Origin of the sequence: Pseudoalteromonas sp. S1610 (assembly GCF_005887465.1) — a bacterium.
GTDB lineage: Bacteria > Pseudomonadota > Gammaproteobacteria > Enterobacterales > Alteromonadaceae > Pseudoalteromonas > Pseudoalteromonas undina.
In genome coordinates this window covers 25,576-41,760 of the sequence record NZ_PNDI01000010.1, presented here as the reverse complement: position 1 = coordinate 41,760, position 16,185 = coordinate 25,576, and the positions used below count along the sequence as shown (strand labels likewise).

13 protein-coding genes are annotated in these 16,185 nt (G+C 39.9%); 5 read left to right on the top strand and 8 right to left on the bottom strand.

The features are described 5' to 3' along the window. Positions 1 to 97 precede the first annotated feature (97 nt). From CWB77_RS05005 to CWB77_RS04990, 4 genes are all read right to left on the bottom strand, one after another. Positions 98 to 664 (bottom strand): FaeA/PapI family transcriptional regulator, encoded by a 567-nt coding sequence (locus CWB77_RS05005; RefSeq protein WP_138621913.1) that lies wholly within the window; start codon positions 662 to 664, stop codon positions 98 to 100. A gap of 152 nt (positions 665 to 816) precedes the next feature. Beyond that, positions 817 to 1,860 carry a hypothetical protein gene (locus tag CWB77_RS05000; RefSeq protein ID WP_138621606.1) on the bottom strand — a complete coding sequence of 348 codons (1,044 nt, stop codon included), beginning with the start codon at positions 1,858 to 1,860 and terminating at the stop codon, positions 817 to 819. 758 nt (positions 1,861 to 2,618) lie between these two features. Then, positions 2,619 to 4,208: a DUF8808 domain-containing protein gene (locus tag CWB77_RS04995; protein WP_138621604.1), complete on the bottom strand. Its 1,590-nt coding sequence runs from the start codon at positions 4,206 to 4,208 to the stop codon at positions 2,619 to 2,621. Beyond that, positions 4,205 to 4,804 carry a class I SAM-dependent methyltransferase gene (locus CWB77_RS04990; protein WP_138621602.1) on the bottom strand — a complete coding sequence of 200 codons (600 nt, stop codon included), beginning with the start codon at positions 4,802 to 4,804 and terminating at the stop codon, positions 4,205 to 4,207. Before CWB77_RS04990 ends, CWB77_RS04995 begins: the two co-directional genes overlap by 4 nt. Before the next feature lie 447 nt (positions 4,805 to 5,251). Between CWB77_RS04990 and CWB77_RS04985 the strand changes: the two genes are divergently transcribed. The 4 genes from CWB77_RS04985 (at position 5,252) to CWB77_RS04970 (ending at position 10,178) form a co-directional block, all read left to right on the top strand. After that, complete coding sequence (locus tag CWB77_RS04985) at positions 5,252 to 6,034, top strand: substrate-binding periplasmic protein (RefSeq protein ID WP_075170091.1); 783 nt, start codon at positions 5,252 to 5,254, stop codon at positions 6,032 to 6,034. Positions 6,035 to 6,069: 35 nt separating this feature from the next. Further along, complete coding sequence (locus CWB77_RS04980) at positions 6,070 to 7,581, top strand: ABC transporter substrate-binding protein (RefSeq protein WP_138621600.1); 1,512 nt, start codon at positions 6,070 to 6,072, stop codon at positions 7,579 to 7,581. 117 nt (positions 7,582 to 7,698) lie between these two features. Next, the gene (locus tag CWB77_RS04975; RefSeq protein WP_010389548.1) at positions 7,699 to 8,433 is read left to right on the top strand and encodes a substrate-binding periplasmic protein; all 735 of its coding nucleotides are present in this window, start codon (positions 7,699 to 7,701) and stop codon (positions 8,431 to 8,433) included. A gap of 143 nt (positions 8,434 to 8,576) precedes the next feature. Beyond that, on the top strand, positions 8,577 to 10,178 hold the full coding sequence (locus tag CWB77_RS04970) for an ABC-F family ATPase (protein ID WP_138621598.1): 1,602 nt from the start codon (positions 8,577 to 8,579) through the stop codon (positions 10,176 to 10,178). 374 nt (positions 10,179 to 10,552) lie between these two features. Here the strand turns inward: CWB77_RS04970 and katG are convergent, their stop codons facing one another. Further along, on the bottom strand, positions 10,553 to 12,733 hold the full coding sequence (gene katG, locus CWB77_RS04965; protein WP_138621596.1) for a catalase/peroxidase HPI: 2,181 nt from the start codon (positions 12,731 to 12,733) through the stop codon (positions 10,553 to 10,555). A gap of 641 nt (positions 12,734 to 13,374) precedes the next feature. Here katG and CWB77_RS04960 point away from each other — a divergent pair. Then, the gene (locus CWB77_RS04960) at positions 13,375 to 14,256 is read left to right on the top strand and encodes a tetratricopeptide repeat protein (RefSeq protein WP_008112666.1); all 882 of its coding nucleotides are present in this window, start codon (positions 13,375 to 13,377) and stop codon (positions 14,254 to 14,256) included. A gap of 12 nt (positions 14,257 to 14,268) precedes the next feature. Here CWB77_RS04960 and CWB77_RS04955 read toward each other — a convergent pair whose 3' ends face one another. From CWB77_RS04955 to CWB77_RS04945, 3 genes are all read right to left on the bottom strand, one after another. After that, positions 14,269 to 14,589 carry a hypothetical protein gene (locus CWB77_RS04955; protein WP_008112665.1) on the bottom strand — a complete coding sequence of 107 codons (321 nt, stop codon included), beginning with the start codon at positions 14,587 to 14,589 and terminating at the stop codon, positions 14,269 to 14,271. A 9-nt stretch (positions 14,590 to 14,598) separates the two neighbouring features. Next, positions 14,599 to 15,300, bottom strand: a complete 702-nt coding sequence (locus CWB77_RS04950) for a nuclear transport factor 2 family protein (RefSeq protein ID WP_054201473.1) — start codon at positions 15,298 to 15,300, stop codon at positions 14,599 to 14,601. Between the two features lie 90 nt (positions 15,301 to 15,390). Beyond that, a complete protein-coding gene (locus CWB77_RS04945; RefSeq protein WP_054201474.1) occupies positions 15,391 to 16,134 on the bottom strand; it encodes a ferredoxin--NADP reductase in 744 nt (247 codons plus the stop codon). Between the last annotated feature and the right edge of the window lie 51 nt (positions 16,135 to 16,185).

The window sequence follows — 16,185 nt, the reverse complement described above, 5'->3', positions numbered from 1 at the left end:
AAATCCTCCAGAGCTCTAACGCCCAGCACAGCGGCTGGCAAAACTGGCACGTAATTGCGCAGTAATTTGAGTGACAGGCACAGTCCGTTGCTGCTTGTTATGCACGGGATTTCCACACCGACGTAAAAGTATTACCCGAAGTTTTAACGCGTTCTCGCTCTACTAGCCCTTTTTGCTCTAATTGCATTAGGTAGTGCTTTGCAGCATTCATGGACAAGCCAATATTTTCGGCAACTTTTCTCAATCCAGAAGGATTATCAGTTATGAAATCGATTAATTCTCTTTGCCGCTCAGAAATTGTTTCTCTAGTTATAGTTTCAGAAATGGTCTGCTTGGCTCTATCGACTTCTTCTTTCGTGAGTTTATTGCCCTGACGATTAATTTCTTTGAACACAACTTCTAACTGATCACTAACTTTCTGTTTTAGATTATTAGCCTCCAAATAGTGCGCCTGATCATCGTAATCACTTGGCGCATATAGAACATTGTTCTTTAAATAGAGCACAAAGAAAAACAACAAAACGATTACTGTCGGAAATGCCATAACAAAATATACAAATATTCCTTGGATTTCGGGTGGCAACTTAACTAACGCAACAGTGGCTAGCGTCTCAGCAACTCCAGCAAATATTGCAATAATCGTTAATGGATTACTTACTTTCATTTCTTCCAAAATTCCCTATTGAGAGTGCGCATAACGCCTAAATAACAGGCTAAGTAATGGTTGGCTAAAATGTGTAGCGAAACGAAACGTAGCCAACTGTTACGTGTCCTTGTTAATTTTCTTGTTATGTTTTTAATAAATTCAATTAGTTACTATTTTAAACCAATAGATTTCAACAAAAAGAAACAGAACCCTCTTTTCTCAATTTCAATAATTTTATTATCGCGCTCAATTAATTTATTTTGATAGCCACTTCTTTCTCTTGAAAGAGTATCTTCGATTTCAAGAATCTTATTATCGCGCTCAACTAATTTATTTTGATAGTCACTTTTTTCTCTCGCCAGAATATCTTCATTTTCAGACAACTTTGATTCAAGAATTTCGTTTTTTGTTAATGATTTTTGTAAGCTATTTTCACTGTCCAAAAGTTTATTTTCCTGACTTTTAATTTTGGAATCTCTCTTATTTACTTCCAATTTATAATAACTAACCGAAATAGGGTCAGATAGTATTTTACCAAATACTTGTTTTTTAAAAGTTCGTTTCAAATAATTGTAATAGCTCTCTAAATCATCTGCAGTTGGATTTTTTGTTTTGAACATCTTCTCTATTGAAATAGAGTCAATCGAAACTTCTATTATCGGTATTCCATGACTTTCAAAATCAGTTATTTTTTCTGGTTCACAAGCATGTGTATGCTTAACTTCGATTGCTAATTTCCCGCCCCACTTCATGGATAAATCACTAGGAGATGTGAAATTGCAAATAAGATCAGGATAGTAGTAAGAAAATTTGTCTTTATTCGTTAATTGTATTTTCAGGTCATCTGTCCTAATGTTTTCAACGCTCACTTTAAATTCAACATTTTTAGAAATTTTAAAGTTAATTTCATCCATTTCAGATAAGACTTGAATTGCAATCGAGTGAGAAAGTGAATCCGAATCGCCACTGCTTACTTCAGATGAGGTATAACCTTTCGGATACCTATAAAATCCTGTTTTCACAGCAGATAATGGAACTCTTTTAGTGGGGTCATTATGAGTACTCATAAAGCTTAATTGATTAAACTCATGAATATCCTTTTCTTTAAGCTTTAATACTTCCCAAATATAAAATATTCTTAGAGGGTGTTTTTCACCGACCACGTATGCATTATTAACATTCATTGCATACGCCCATATTTTTTTATTAGCCAATCTGACATCCTTTTTAGATTATAATTTAAAGTAAAATACGACAAACTTTAAAAAACATAACAATTTAATAGTGCGCACATCGCGCATATTTCTGCCGACGCTACGCTCACTTTTCTACTTTTTATGGTTTCAACAAATTATTTAAGGCATTACTATCACTAAACTTCTAGGTAAGTTATATAAAGCAATGTGTGCGCGCAGTTCATTTTCATGAATATATGCGCAAAGAATAGTTAATAACCAATCAACTACAATATTCAGACAACTTCAACGCCTGATACTCGCTCCTTGCCTACAAAGGCAAAACAGCCTTGTTTCCAAAAAGGGTTAAATAACTACATTATCCAAAACTTACTTTTCGCACTACAACGTTATGGCATAGAGCTAAACTCCCGCCCTCATTCATAAACACCAATCTACCAACATACTCCAACTCCCCGTGATCACACCCGAAAGTTATAAATTGATGAGTAATCACTTGCATGGATGCAAGTTAAGCCGTGACTTCGCCATGGATGGCGAATACACGGCGCTTACGTTCACATCAATTTTTAACTTGAGGACACAGTGTGATCCTCGGGCGCGCCGTGGGATTCCAAAGGGCGGTCGGCGGCAGCCGCCCTTTGGTTGCCATCGCCAACGCGATAAAACCTCGAATAGAGGTTATTAATCCCTTTCCCAAACCATGTAAAAATCATGGTTAAAGCGCTTTTCGCGCGATCAAGCTCTGCGTCTACAAGTTAAAGCGCGACTACAAACTACTCTGCAACCACTTGTTTAAACCGCGCGAAGGTTCGCATGCTTTCATCAGCAATCATTACCTCATAATCTGGGTTTTGAGCAATTAGCTCATATTGCCCATTAGGTAATTTATTAACTTTGCGCAGTAAATACTGCCCTTCCCCGCCTATATCATCCCGCTCTATAGCGACTATTTGGCCGCGTAGCGATCCTGCTTTATCGGGTGTTATAAGCTCAAGTAACAGTAAATCACCATCAAGTATTGGGTGCTTACCGCCATTCATTGAGTTACCCGATGCGTGTGCTAAAAAATGCACTTGTGGGTCGAGCTTGCCCGCGCCAAGTGGTGCATCCATCAATTCCATATCGCTTTCATCCCCTGTTTTAAAATGCCCACAGGCTATTTTTATATTGGGGAAGTACGGCAGCTTTAATGCGTTATCAATTGATTTTAAGCTAACTTCGGGCTTAGCAACTTGATTTAACTCAGGTTGGGATGCATTTGGAAACGTAAACAACTCAGCAGTTGGTTTTGCTTGTTCGAAACTGTTTTTGCCAAGCCATAATTTTGCACTGCTTGATTCGGCAACCTGATACGCCCAGTTGCTTACTGCAAGCGATTTATCTGCATCGCAATAAAAGTAAGGTTGCAGTTTATTAGTTATTTCGGCTTTATGAATATCAAGGTTTTGTTCTAGCCAGCGGTCGCGGTGAGCAAAAGCTGCGAGGTGGTCTCGCTTATTGTTATTACAATCAGCATGCGCAGCAACAAAGTTATGTGCTAAGTCGTTTGGGTAGCGCTTAAAAGGAATAAAGTGATCGATCTCTGGCGTTTTTTTAGTTTCTTTTTCGTTTTTGAGATTCATTGGCTTTTGGCAGTAAAAGCAAAGCCCCTTTTGAATATCTATCAATAGTGGAGTTACCACTTTTAACGCAGTTCTGTTACTGCCAAACAAGAACTCTTGTAGCTGGCTTTGTGATCCTAATAGTGTTTGATTCGCTTTTATAGTTTGTACTTTTTCTATCCATTCAGTAACACTAAGATGTACAACCAAATCGTAAAAACGCCTAAAACACTGAGCTATACCAGCATTTAAAACAATTCGCTTGGGCTCTCTGCCTTTACCTAAAAGTATATGGGGATATAAAAAACATTCTTCTTTACCCGAAAGTAACTGTAAGCGCCAAAGAGGGCCATCGATAAATGTTCGCCTAAGAGAGCTAATTACTTGGTTATATTGTTGGTAGTTTTTGAATGCGTTGTAACTTTTCACACCTGCATTTTGTAGTTTGTAAATTTCGGTGATGAACTTTGCCTGTCCTTGGCTATTTTGCTTTAACAGCATGTCTTCAGTATTAGTAATAATATCGGTAGAGTGCGCAGCGTAAGGCATTGAGTGGTTCCAATAAAGTTGAATAAATTTATCGACTAACGTGTCGATTTTTATTTCCATTGGAGCACTCTGATCTTCATTTTGCTGTTCTACGCAAATATCAGCAATAGCATGTAATAGTGCATATTTATAAGTTGCGGTGAACTCTCCCTCAACCAGCATGCGCTGAATATAGGCAATAAAGTCGAGTTGCTGCTGCATTGCGCCAATCATAAAACCGGCACTGCTTTAATTAACGCATTGAGCCATACTTCACTCTCGCGCTCTGGACGTTGGTCAACCGTTTGCCATTGTTTTAGTATTTTAAGCTCGGTGTGGTGGGTAATTAGCGCGGTTAGGCCATCTTCATTTAAGTCAGTAAATTCACGGCCATTATGCACGCGTTCTTGCGTGCCGTATTTAAACGACACATACAAAACACCGTTTGGTTTTAGGGCATTTTGTAGCTTTAAAAACACCTGCGGTAACTCTACTTTTGGCACATGTAATAAACTGGCGCAGCACCAAATGCCGTCGTACATATTTATACAATTAAGCTGCTGAAAGGCTTTTACCTCTACAGTTTGATGTAAGTAATTACTGGCTAACTTTGCAATGTTTTCGCTTGCATCAAATGCACTAACAGTAAAACCTTGCTGTTTAAAATACATAGCATCGCGGGCACTGCCACAGCCAGCATCTAAAATATGGCCATGTTTAGGGATAAGCGGTAAAAACTCAGCGTAAAGCGCCGACATATCAACATTAAGCGTTGAGTCGCTAAAAGTTTGTGCATGTTGATTATAGTAATTAAGTGTTTTAGTAGGCACTAAATTCACCGCTCCTTGGTTTATTTATTAATCTGGCATTCATTTACAACTAATCTACAGTATCAACATTTAAAAATATAGAGCTACGGCAATATATACGCCCTAAGTAGTATGTTTTTATTACAAAAAAGCACTGTTTAACCGCTATAAACCAATGTTATTTACACTTTTACCTATTAACTCTACATCTTTGAAAGTATTAAAGTTATATAAACGCCTCGGCGCTATTTGAATGAGTAGCAATAATTAAACACTTACCTTAATCCACACTAAAAACATGGCTGTTATTTACCCTGCAGTGTAATAGTATGAACACGTATTGCACCGTTCATTTATTGGTCAGCGAGGTGTGCTATGTTTACTCATAAGATCGCTCTTCAGCGCTTACTAGTATAAATAATGTATTGGCTAGTGTGGCTGTGCTTAAGTTCAGAGGTGTTACTTACAATGAATGTTAGGGTTAGGTGGTTTTTAGCTGTACTTTTAGCGCTTTGTTTAGGCGTGCCTAGCAGTGGTTGGGCGTCGAGCGATATTAAAAAAATTGTACTGGCTACCGACACCATTGACGGGCTGGTAGAAAAAGACGGCTCTGGCCTTTACGTTGATATGCTGACTAAAATTTTTGCTGCGCAGTCGATTGAACTCAATATTATGATTGTGCCTCAGTCGCGTGCTTATTGGTGGACGGCTAACGGCAATGCCGATGCTATGTTAAGTGCAAGGCAAAATGAGGTGGAGGGGTTGTACTTTCCGGTTTGGCATTACGATATTACTTTTGTGTCGGCGATGTTTAAAAAAGGCCGATTTAAAAATTGGCAAGGTGAGTATTCGTTACAAAACCGCTCGGTAGGTACATTAAGGGGATCTAACTACAATAATTATTTGTACGTGCCGATTGATTTACAACAGGTTACTCAGCGGATTGAGGGCGTTAAAATGCTCAAGCTTGATAGGCTTGATTTCTTTTTAGATAGCCGTAAAGCGCTACAGCAAACCTTGATTGCTAATGCCGCTGAGTTATCAACAATAAACTTTGACCCACAGCAGTACCAAATTGAAAACATAGTTCCAATAAAGCAATACATTGCCTTTACCGATAACGCTAAAGGCCGCGAGTTAGCACAAATTTTTGATGCCGGTTTTGCTAAGTTACTTGCCAGTGGTGAGCTAGAAGCGCTTTTTATTGCTTACAACTACCTGCCTTTTCCCTTTCCACAAAATATAGACTAGAGTAGTAATTACATATTGCTGTGGTTGAGTTTTTTATGAGAGTTGTATTTGCTTTAGTTATAAGCTTAATTTTTGTTTTTCAATGCGTTGCACAAAGTAACCTGCCTCTCTCTAAAATAGAAAGCCAACCCAGTACAGTGCTTCACGCAAACACCCAACTTAATGTACTTACGGTTGATTTAGGCACTATTATTAGCAAGCCACTTATACAAAGGGGCTTAGAGTTTGAACAGCAAACCGGTATTAAAGTTAATGTAACCAAGGTGCCTTTTGGTCAGTTATATAATGAAATAAGTAAAGATTTAAGCTCGCCAACCAGCCAGTACGATATTATTGCTTATGCATCGCAGTGGATGGTTGATTTTGCACAAAATAATTACCTAGAGCGCCTAGACACTTACGTAAGTGCCGATCCTCTAATTCAATGGAATGATGTATCGCGCTTTTTTAGAGATTTTAGCTCTAAATATAATGGTCAAATTTACTCTATCCCCCTCGATGGCGATATACACTTACTGTATTACCGCCTCGATGTGCTTAAAAAGTATGGCCTTACCCCACCCAGAACCTGGGATGATTACCTTGCTATTGCTAAGCAATTACATGGGGTTGATATGAATGGGGATGGCGAAGGTGATTTTGGCTCGTGCATTTCTAAAAAAGCCAATGAACAGTCGTATTGGTCGCTGTTGTCTATTGCGGGTAGTTTTTTGCAAAGTAAAGGCACGTCGCAGGGGATATTTTTTAACACCAAAACCATGGCGCCGTTAGTGAATAACGCGGCATTTAAAAAAGCCTTACAAATTTATAAACAAACCACCGAATTTGGCTCTGCCGATGAACTTAACTTTGACACTAACGATGTAAGGTATGCGTTTATTAATGGGCGCTGCGCTTTAGCTATTGAATGGGGCGATATTGGCACCATGACCGTATTACCCGAATCTAAAGTAAAAAACAAAACGGGGGTAAGTATATTACCGGGGTCAACCGAGGTATTAAATCGTAAAACAAACCAGCTTGAGCGATGTAACTCTACCCTTTGCCCATTTGCCATGGGCGATATTAACTATGCGCCTTATGCTGCATTTGGTGGTTGGGTAGGCTCAATAAACCGCGCCAGCACTGCTGGCAAAAAAAAGCTCGCTTATGAGTACTTGTCGTATGTTACTCAGCCTTTGCAATCTAATGAAGATGTAACCATAGGGGCCACGGGCATGAATCCGTATCGTACCTCTCAATTGGTTAATCAGCAAAGCTGGCTTAAGCAAGGCATGAGTGAAAATACCCTTCGCTTTTATTTAGGCTCTATTTCTAAAACGGTAAATAATGCCAATATTATTCTGGATTTAAGAATTTTTGAAAACAACCGTTACTTTAGAGACATACTCGACACGGAAGTAGCTAAATACTTAAGGCATAACCAAACCGTAGACCAAACGGTTGAAAACATTGAAACCGGCTGGAATAAGTTAACCGATGAAATTGGCCGTAACAAACAATTAAAGGCTTATCGAGCGTCGTTAGGCTTAGTTGCAACCCCTTGAGCCCCCAGCATTTGTTTTTACTGGGCTACCTGCACTGCGCGCTCTTTATTTATTACAAGCGGGATAAATCTGCCAGCTAGTGTATACTTAGTTGTAGTCATTCTTTAGAGTAATAAAATGCTAAGACTCGCTTTTGTTGTATTACTAATAATTGGTAGTTTTAAGGTATTTGCCTGTGCCAAAACACTTAAAGTGGGTACCAATGAACGCAACTGGCCGCCTTATGTGGTGGCAGTTAATAACAATTTAACAGGCGTTGAAATTGATGTGGTAAATACGATTTTTAACGGCTCACCTTTTTGTTTAAAGTTTATGTTGCTGCCTACTTCTGCTCGTGCTTTTGAAGAGTTAAAAGAAGGCCGTATAGATATTGTTTTTGCAGCCAGCATAACCCCTGATAGACAAAGTTATGCCTATTTTAGCGATACTTATCGCGATGAAATAATGCGCCTTTATAAATATAGCGACTCTCCTGATATAAATAACCTAAGCGATATTTTTTATAGAGATTTAACTCTCGCTACTGGTCGCGGTAGTTATTATGGCGCTGCATTTGCGCAGTTTAAACAAAATCATCCTGCTCACGTTATTATGATGCCCACAGCCGATAAACGCTTTGCAATGCTTAGTAAAAACAGAGTGGATTACGCAATAGAAGACGAAGTAGCAGCACAATATTTTTTAAACCAACACCCAAGCATTGAGCTTGTTACTAGTATGGCGGCTATTAATAAGAGTTCTATTCATTTAATGTTGAGTAAAAAGTCTATTAACCAAGCCGAGTTACAAACTATAAATGAGTTAATTAAACAAAATAAAAGCAACATACACGCTATTTATCAGCTGTTATAGCTTTTAAGCTTTATTCTTTTACCTTTCATCTTTGGGCGTGGATCTGTATAATTCGCGGCCTATTATTTACTCTATCGCTTGTTTATTTATGCGGCACCTTGCTGCAGCTTAACCCTGCCATTAATTTTCTAGGATTACTTTTTTTGATCTCCACCGCAAATATTACGATGCAGTTTGGCGCAGAGCCGTTGTTTGAAAACATTTCAGCTAAATTTGGTAACGGTAACCGTTACGGTTTAATTGGCGCTAACGGCTGCGGCAAGTCGACATTTATGAAAATTTTAAGCGGTGCGCTTACGCCTAGTGCAGGTAATGTGTCTATTACGCCGGGGCTAAAATTAGGTAACCTAAGCCAAGATCAGTTTGCGTTTGAACAATACAGCGTAGTTGACGCGGTAATTATGGGCGACGTTGAGCTTTGGAAAGTAAAACAAGAGCGCGACCGTATTTATTCGTTGCCTGAAATGAGCGAAGAAGACGGCATGAAAGTAGCCGAGCTTGAAAGTGTATTTGCTGAAATGGACGGTTACACCGCAGAAAGCCGCGCAGAAGAAATACTACTTGATGCGGGTATCGATAAAGAATTTCATTATGGTTTAATGGCAAACGTAGCCCCTGGTTGGAAATTGCGTGTGCTTTTAGCACAGGCGCTATTTGCTAATCCTGATATTTTGCTACTTGATGAGCCAACCAATAACTTGGATATTCATACTATTACGTGGCTTGCGAATGAGCTTAACCAACGTAAATGTACCATGATTATTATTTCCCATGACCGTCACTTTTTAAACTCGGTATGTACGCACATGGCCGATATTGATTACGGCGAGCTGCGTATTTACCCAGGTAACTACGAAAAGTACCTTGAAGCCTCAGGCTTGCAACGCGAACAGTTATTAGCTGAAAACGCGAAAAAAAGCGCTGAAATAGACGAGCTACAAGACTTTGTTAACCGTTTTGGTGCTAATGCCTCTAAAGCAAAACAAGCCAGCTCGCGTGCTAAAAAAATGGACAAAATTAAGCTTGATGAAGTTAAAGCATCAAGCCGTATGAGCCCGTCACTGAGCTTTGACGAAGGCAAAAAAATGTATCGCCAAGCGCTTGAGCTAACCAAGCTTGGCCATGGGTTTAACGGTGAAACATTATTTACCGGCGGCGACTTATTGCTTGAAGCGGGTGCAAAGCTTGCGGTAATTGGCGAAAACGGTGTGGGTAAAACCACCTTTTTACGTTGTTTAGTTAACGAGCTTGAAAGTTTACACGGTGAAGTTAAATGGTCAGAAAACGCGACCTTTGGTTACTGCCCACAAGACAGCAGCAAAGACTTTGATAACGACTTAACTTTATTTGATTGGATGTCGCAGTGGCGCACTGCTAAACACAACGATTTAATGGTTCGTGGCATGTTAGGGCGTTTATTATTTACCGCAGACGATTCAAATAAAAAAGCCCGTAACTGTTCAGGTGGTGAGAAAAACCGTTTGTTATTCGGTAAGTTAATGATGCAAGACGTTAACGTACTAATAATGGATGAACCAACAAACCACATGGATATGGAAGCCATTGAAGCGCTTAACAATGCCCTAAAAGACTTTAAAGGCACGCTTATTTTTGTAAGCCATGACCGTGAGTTTGTATCGTCACTAGCAACGCGTATTGTTGATATTAAAGACAAGCAAGTGATTGACTTCCAAGGTACGTTTGACGAATACCTAGCAAGCTGTGAAGAAAATAAAGTAGCTTAATAGCTAGGTTAAAGATTAAAGATTAAAGAAATAGCCTAAACCATTTTAAAAGCGGTGCTTATTTAAGCGCCGTTTTTTTGTTCTGGGGTTCGGGGTTCGGCAGAATTGTGCTTGGTAGTTTATTTATAAAAGAGTAAAGAAAGGCTGTGTTTTTTTGCTCATTTGCACCCATTCTTTGCTGTTTGTGCAAATAATTTTTAAGTGATTTATTCACCACTGAGGTTATGAGGCGCTGCGCTGAAAGAGTAGGTTAAAGGATAAAGGTTTCAGATTTTAGCACTAGCTCGCGCCTCACAGCCCGTTGCCCACAGCTCGTAACTTTCAAATAATAAAAAAAAGGAGCATTACTGCTCCTTTTTAAATATTACTCAGGTTTATTTAATATCAAACCTATCGGCGTTCATTACTTTTACCCATGCATTTATAAAGTCGTGTACAAAACGGGTTTTGTTATCGTCTTGAGCATAAAACTCTGCCAATGCACGTAAAATTGAGTTTGAACCAAACACTAAATCAACCCGCGTAGCCGTGTACTTGGTTTTACCGCTTGCGCGATCAACTATGTTGTACTCGCCTTTACTTGCAGGTTCCCAGCGGTTGTTCATGTCAGTTAAATTAACAAAGAAGTCGTTACTCAGTACGCCTACGTTGTCTGTAAATACGCCATGCTCACTATTGCCATAGTTAGTGCCCAGTACGCGCATACCAGCTAGTAACACGCTCATTTCTGGCGCGGTTAAGCTCATTAATTGGCTGCGCTCCAGTAATAGCTCCTCGGCGGATACAGCGTAGTCTTTTTTCAACCAGTTTCTAAAACCATCATGAATTGGCTCTAATGGCTCAAATGACTCGGCGTCGGTCATATCATCAGTTGCATCGCCACGCCCTGGGGCAAATGGTACGGTTACATCAACCCCGGCCTTTTTAGCGGCTTGCTCTACTGCAGCGGTGCCGCCAAGTACAATTAAATCAGCCATACTAACAGGCTTAGTTAAGCTCGCTTGCAGTGTTTCAAGTGCGCTAAGTACCTTGGCTAAACGCGCAGGTTCGTTACCTTGCCAGTTATTTTGCGGAGCAAGGCGAATACGAGCGCCATTAGCACCACCACGGTGATCGGAGCCTCTATAAGTACGTGCGCTGTCCCATGCGGTATTAATTAAGTCGGTTTCACTTAATCCACAATTAAGTAGCTTCGCTTTTAAGTCGGTTATTTCAGCGTCGCTTAGGGTGTAATCAACCGTTGGAATTGGATCTTGCCAAATTAAATCTTCGCTTGGTACATCGGCACCTAAATAGCGCGATTTTGGCCCTAAATCACGGTGGGTTAACTTAAACCATGCGCGAGCAAATACGTCAGTAAAGTACTCAAAATCGTTATTAAAGCGCTCAATAATTTTACGATATGCGGGGTCTAGCTTCATTGCCATATCCGCATCGGTCATTATTGGGTTTAAACGAATTGATGAGTCTTCCACATCAACGGGTTTATCTTCTTCTTTAATATTAACCGGCTCCCACTGATGAGCACCGGCAGGGCTTTTTGTTAGCTCCCATTCGTAATTGAGCAACAATTTACAATAGCCGTTATCCCATTTAGTTGGGTAAGTTGTCCATGCGCCCTCAATACCTGAGGTCATGGTATCACGGCCAATGCCACGCGTTTTATGGTTATTCCAACCAAGGCCTTGCTCGTGTACGTCGGCAGCTTCTGGCTCAGGGCCTAAGTTTTCTTCTTTACCATTACCGTGAGTTTTACCTACAGTGTGGCCACCAACGGTGAGTGCTGCGGTTTCTTCGTCGTTCATGGCCATGCGGGCAAAGGTTTCGCGAACTTGATCTGCGGTTTTAAGTGGATCGGGCTTGCCATTAACCCCTTCTGGGTTTACATAAATTAAGCCCATTTGTACTGCTGCTAATGGGTTTTCCATGGTATCGGGTTTATCAACCTGGGTATATCGCTCATCACTTGGGGCCAGCCATTCTTTTTCTGCACCCCAGTAAACGTCTTTTTCTGGATGCCAAATATCTTCACGGCCGCCAGCAAAGCCAAAGGTTTTAAGTCCCATTGATTCATACGCCATATTACCGGCTAAAATCATCAGATCAGCCCATGAAAGCTTATTGCCGTATTTCTTTTTAATTGGCCACAGCAAACGGCGAGCTTTGTCGAGGTTGGCATTATCGGGCCATGAGTTAAGTGGAGCAAAACGTTGATTACCCGTACCGCCACCGCCTCGGCCATCCGCTAAACGATACGAGCCCGCAGCATGCCACGCCATACGGATCATCAGACCACCATAGTGCCCCCAATCGGCTGGCCACCACGGTTGGCTTTGAGTCATTAAATTTTTTAGGTCGATTTTAAGTGCCTCTAAGTCGAGTGAATTAAAAGCGTCGGCGTAATTAAAGTCGCTATCGTAGGGGGTAGTTTTACTATCGTGCTGATGAAGGATGTCTAAATTTAGTGAATTTGGCCACCAATCTGTATTGGTGTTTTCAGTTGTGGTATTACTGCCATGCATAACTGGGCATTTACCCGCTTTATGATTATCCATATTGAGCTCCTTTTTAAATATAAATAAAAACGCCCATGCTTACTGCTTTTGGCATTCACCAAGTGGGAGCGCTGTTATTTTTTTGCCATTATATTAATGACGTGTACGGTCTCTGCTTATTCAATATACGTGTAGCGGCTTTGATACGCTAGCGCAAGACGATGCTTTAAAACGATTACAATCATTTATAAATATGATGGTGCTGCCAGTTGTGTGCTTAATATTAAAACTTTTTATAAAATAGATGATCGTTATTAAAAATAGCCACGTAATGTATGCTGAAGGGTTTGAAAGTGACTTAGGTTATCTTAAGTGCACAGTGGAATACCCCCCTTCGCCATGAAATTATAGTTATAAAAGGTGTATAAACTATTTATGCACCTTTATTTCTTCCCTATTTTTAACTATTTGAATTTAGTTAAGTAAAAATTCAGGTAGGCACATATACACTAGGCCTTATCTCCTATTGTTCCCTGAGATGTTGATGTAGTTTTTTCCAGCCCACCTTGGGCTGGTTTTTTTTGCCTATAATTACTGCCACCCAAGTTAATGCCAGCTTCCCTATACTCACCCTAGTACCAATGATGTGCGCATGTTAGAGTTAACAAAGCGATTAATTAATTTTTTAACTAGGCATATCAATGCGTTTTTATTTTTTACTATTTATTGTTTTTATAGGTGCTTCATCTGCAGTGCAAGCTGCTGATAAAAACACCGCGACCTTGGATGAGCAACAGCAACGTGAATTAGCGCAGCTAAAAGAGCCAATGTATAAGCCATTACTTGAGCGTTATATTCTCGACGAATTAAAGTCGGTTCGCCAAGATCAACAAAAACTGCGTGAAGACGTAACCAAACAAGTTACGCATGCACAGTTAGACACCGCCGATCGGGCGCTTACCTACACCACAGATACCATTAATAATGTATTTTTTATTATTACTGCCACTGCTTCTATTTTAGTATTGGTGGGCTGGAATTCACTACGTGATGTAAAAAATAAAGTAGAAGATATAGTAAATACTCGAGTTAGTGTTATTACTGACGAGTACGAAGACCGCTTGAAAATTTTAGAAGAAAAACTGCGTGTACGTTCTGAAGAAATACTCAGTAACCAAGAACGTATATCGATCACCAACGAAGTTCATTCGTTATGGATGCGAGCCAACCTAGAAAGTGATATTGCCAATAAAATTGAAATATTCGATGAAATTTTAAAACGTAAACCAGAAGATGTAGAAGCCATTGCCTACAAAGCGGATGCATTATTAGAGCTAAATGAAACTGAGCAAGCCATTGAGCTTTGCAATCAAGCCATTGATATAGACAGTGATTATGGTTACGCCTATTGGCAAAGAGCCTGTGCGTATGCTTTAACACATGAACATGCAGATGCCCTAGCTGATATAAAAATGTCTCTTGAATACTCGCCTAACTTACGAAACGAGCTACTTCACGAAAGTGCTTTTGCCAGCCTACATGATAACGATAGCTTTAATGCTATTGTTTCAAACGAAGCTTAGGGTCTGCTGACCCTAGCGTTTGAAGTATAAGTCTATTGATTTAGAGAGCAGCTCGTCTAGCTGCTCTTCAAAGTCTTCTATGTCAATTTCAAAATGATTTAAGTACGCTTTAGCCTGCACCTGAGATAAATTGCGGTTTTTAACGCTGTATTGGCGCTCATCTTTTTGCTTGTCGTATCGAGGTAAAAATAATAACTGCGCATAATAAGGCGATTTAATGTGCTTGTTCGCAAAGCGACAAAAGTCTTCAATGTGGTCTACGCCATCAGGGCCTAAACAACCTGGCTCTACTCGATACATTACACGAATTTTTTTCTCGTCACTTAGCTGCATAATTAATAATTACCTAAAAAATAAAACCCTAACCACTTTACCATCTTTGATCTGATAACTTGATATAAGCTCTGAACGTTTATCTATAACGTTCGCATCCGTTGAACAGGTTTCTGACAGTTCATGGTCTATTACAATATCACCATGCACAATACGCTTGATTGGTGATGAGTGCAGACACTTAAGTTTTTTAAACATAATGCCATAACGCGCTATTAGTTTTTCTTTACCTTTAAATAATAGCTCATTCGGGAAAATATAAAACTCAACATCTTCATCATACATGCGAATAAATTCTTCAATGTTACGCGCGTTGTAAGCATTTACTAATTGCTCAACAACAGCAAGTGACTCACGCGACTGTTTTGCTTTGGCTTGTTGCTTTGCTGTGAGTGCTTCTTTTGCTTGTGTGACTGCTTGCTCAGCTTGCGCAACAGCCTGGGCTTTATCCGCTTTGCTATTAGGCTGCTGAACGGGCTTTGTAGATTCGCTGCCAAGTACTTGAGAGTCATCTGCTTTTACTTTATCAACGACCGGCTTTTTTGGTGTATTAGCCTCTTGGCTTAATGTATCAAGCGCGTCTTGTTGTTGCGCTGCATTTTTTTGCTGTGTTTGTTTAGTCTCGTCCAGCGGTGTTGATTGCTCTATAGCATGACTATTTAACGTGAAAGCGGCCAATAAACAGGCACAAATAATAAATAAAGATTTCATGGATTTCCTAAGTACGAAGACTAAATACAATTAAAGCGCAACATAGCAAATTTTAGGCCTCTGAGATAGTTATTATAACGTTATAGCTAGCTACCAATACTGCTCAACCGTGATATGTCCCGGCTCTTTTCGACGATTACGCTTATAATTTTGAGCCAATAATAACTCTGTGGTGTCTTTAACCATTTGCGGATTACCACACAGCATAAATTGGGCATTATTTGGTGTAGCCCATAATCCCACGTGCTCATATAAAGCATTATTTTCAATCACAGTGGTAATTCTGCCTGCTAAGCCTTGTAAAGGCACCTCACGGCTAACAACCGGAATATAGTTGAGTTGACTAGGATGTGATTTTATTAGTTTGTTAATAAGCTCCTGATAGCTTAAATCGCTATTTTGCCGTACACCATGCACTAAATTTATGTGTTTGTATTTTTGCCATACTTCGCTCTGCTGTAACATTGATAAAAATGGCCCAATAGCTGTGCCTGTACTAAGCATCCACAATTGCTCACTCGCAGGCACTTCATCTAGAGTAAAAAAGCCAGTTGCTCGGCGCTCTATTAATACGGTGTCACCTGGTTTGAGTGTGGCTAAATGAGAAGATAGTAAACCATCAACCACATTGATGAGGTAAAACTCTAAATCAGGACTTTGTGGTGCATTAACATAAGAGTAGGCGCGAGCGATACGTTTATCACCGTCCATAATAGAGAGCTTTGTAAATTGCCCTGCTTTAAACGGCTCTACATCGGCGTGAACGGTTATGCTAAATAACGATTCATTCCACCATTTGACTGACTTTACTGTCGCATCAATCCAATTAGACATAGTTACTCCAGAGTTTAAGACGTTTTTCAGCTATCAGCTAAAACTTTAAAA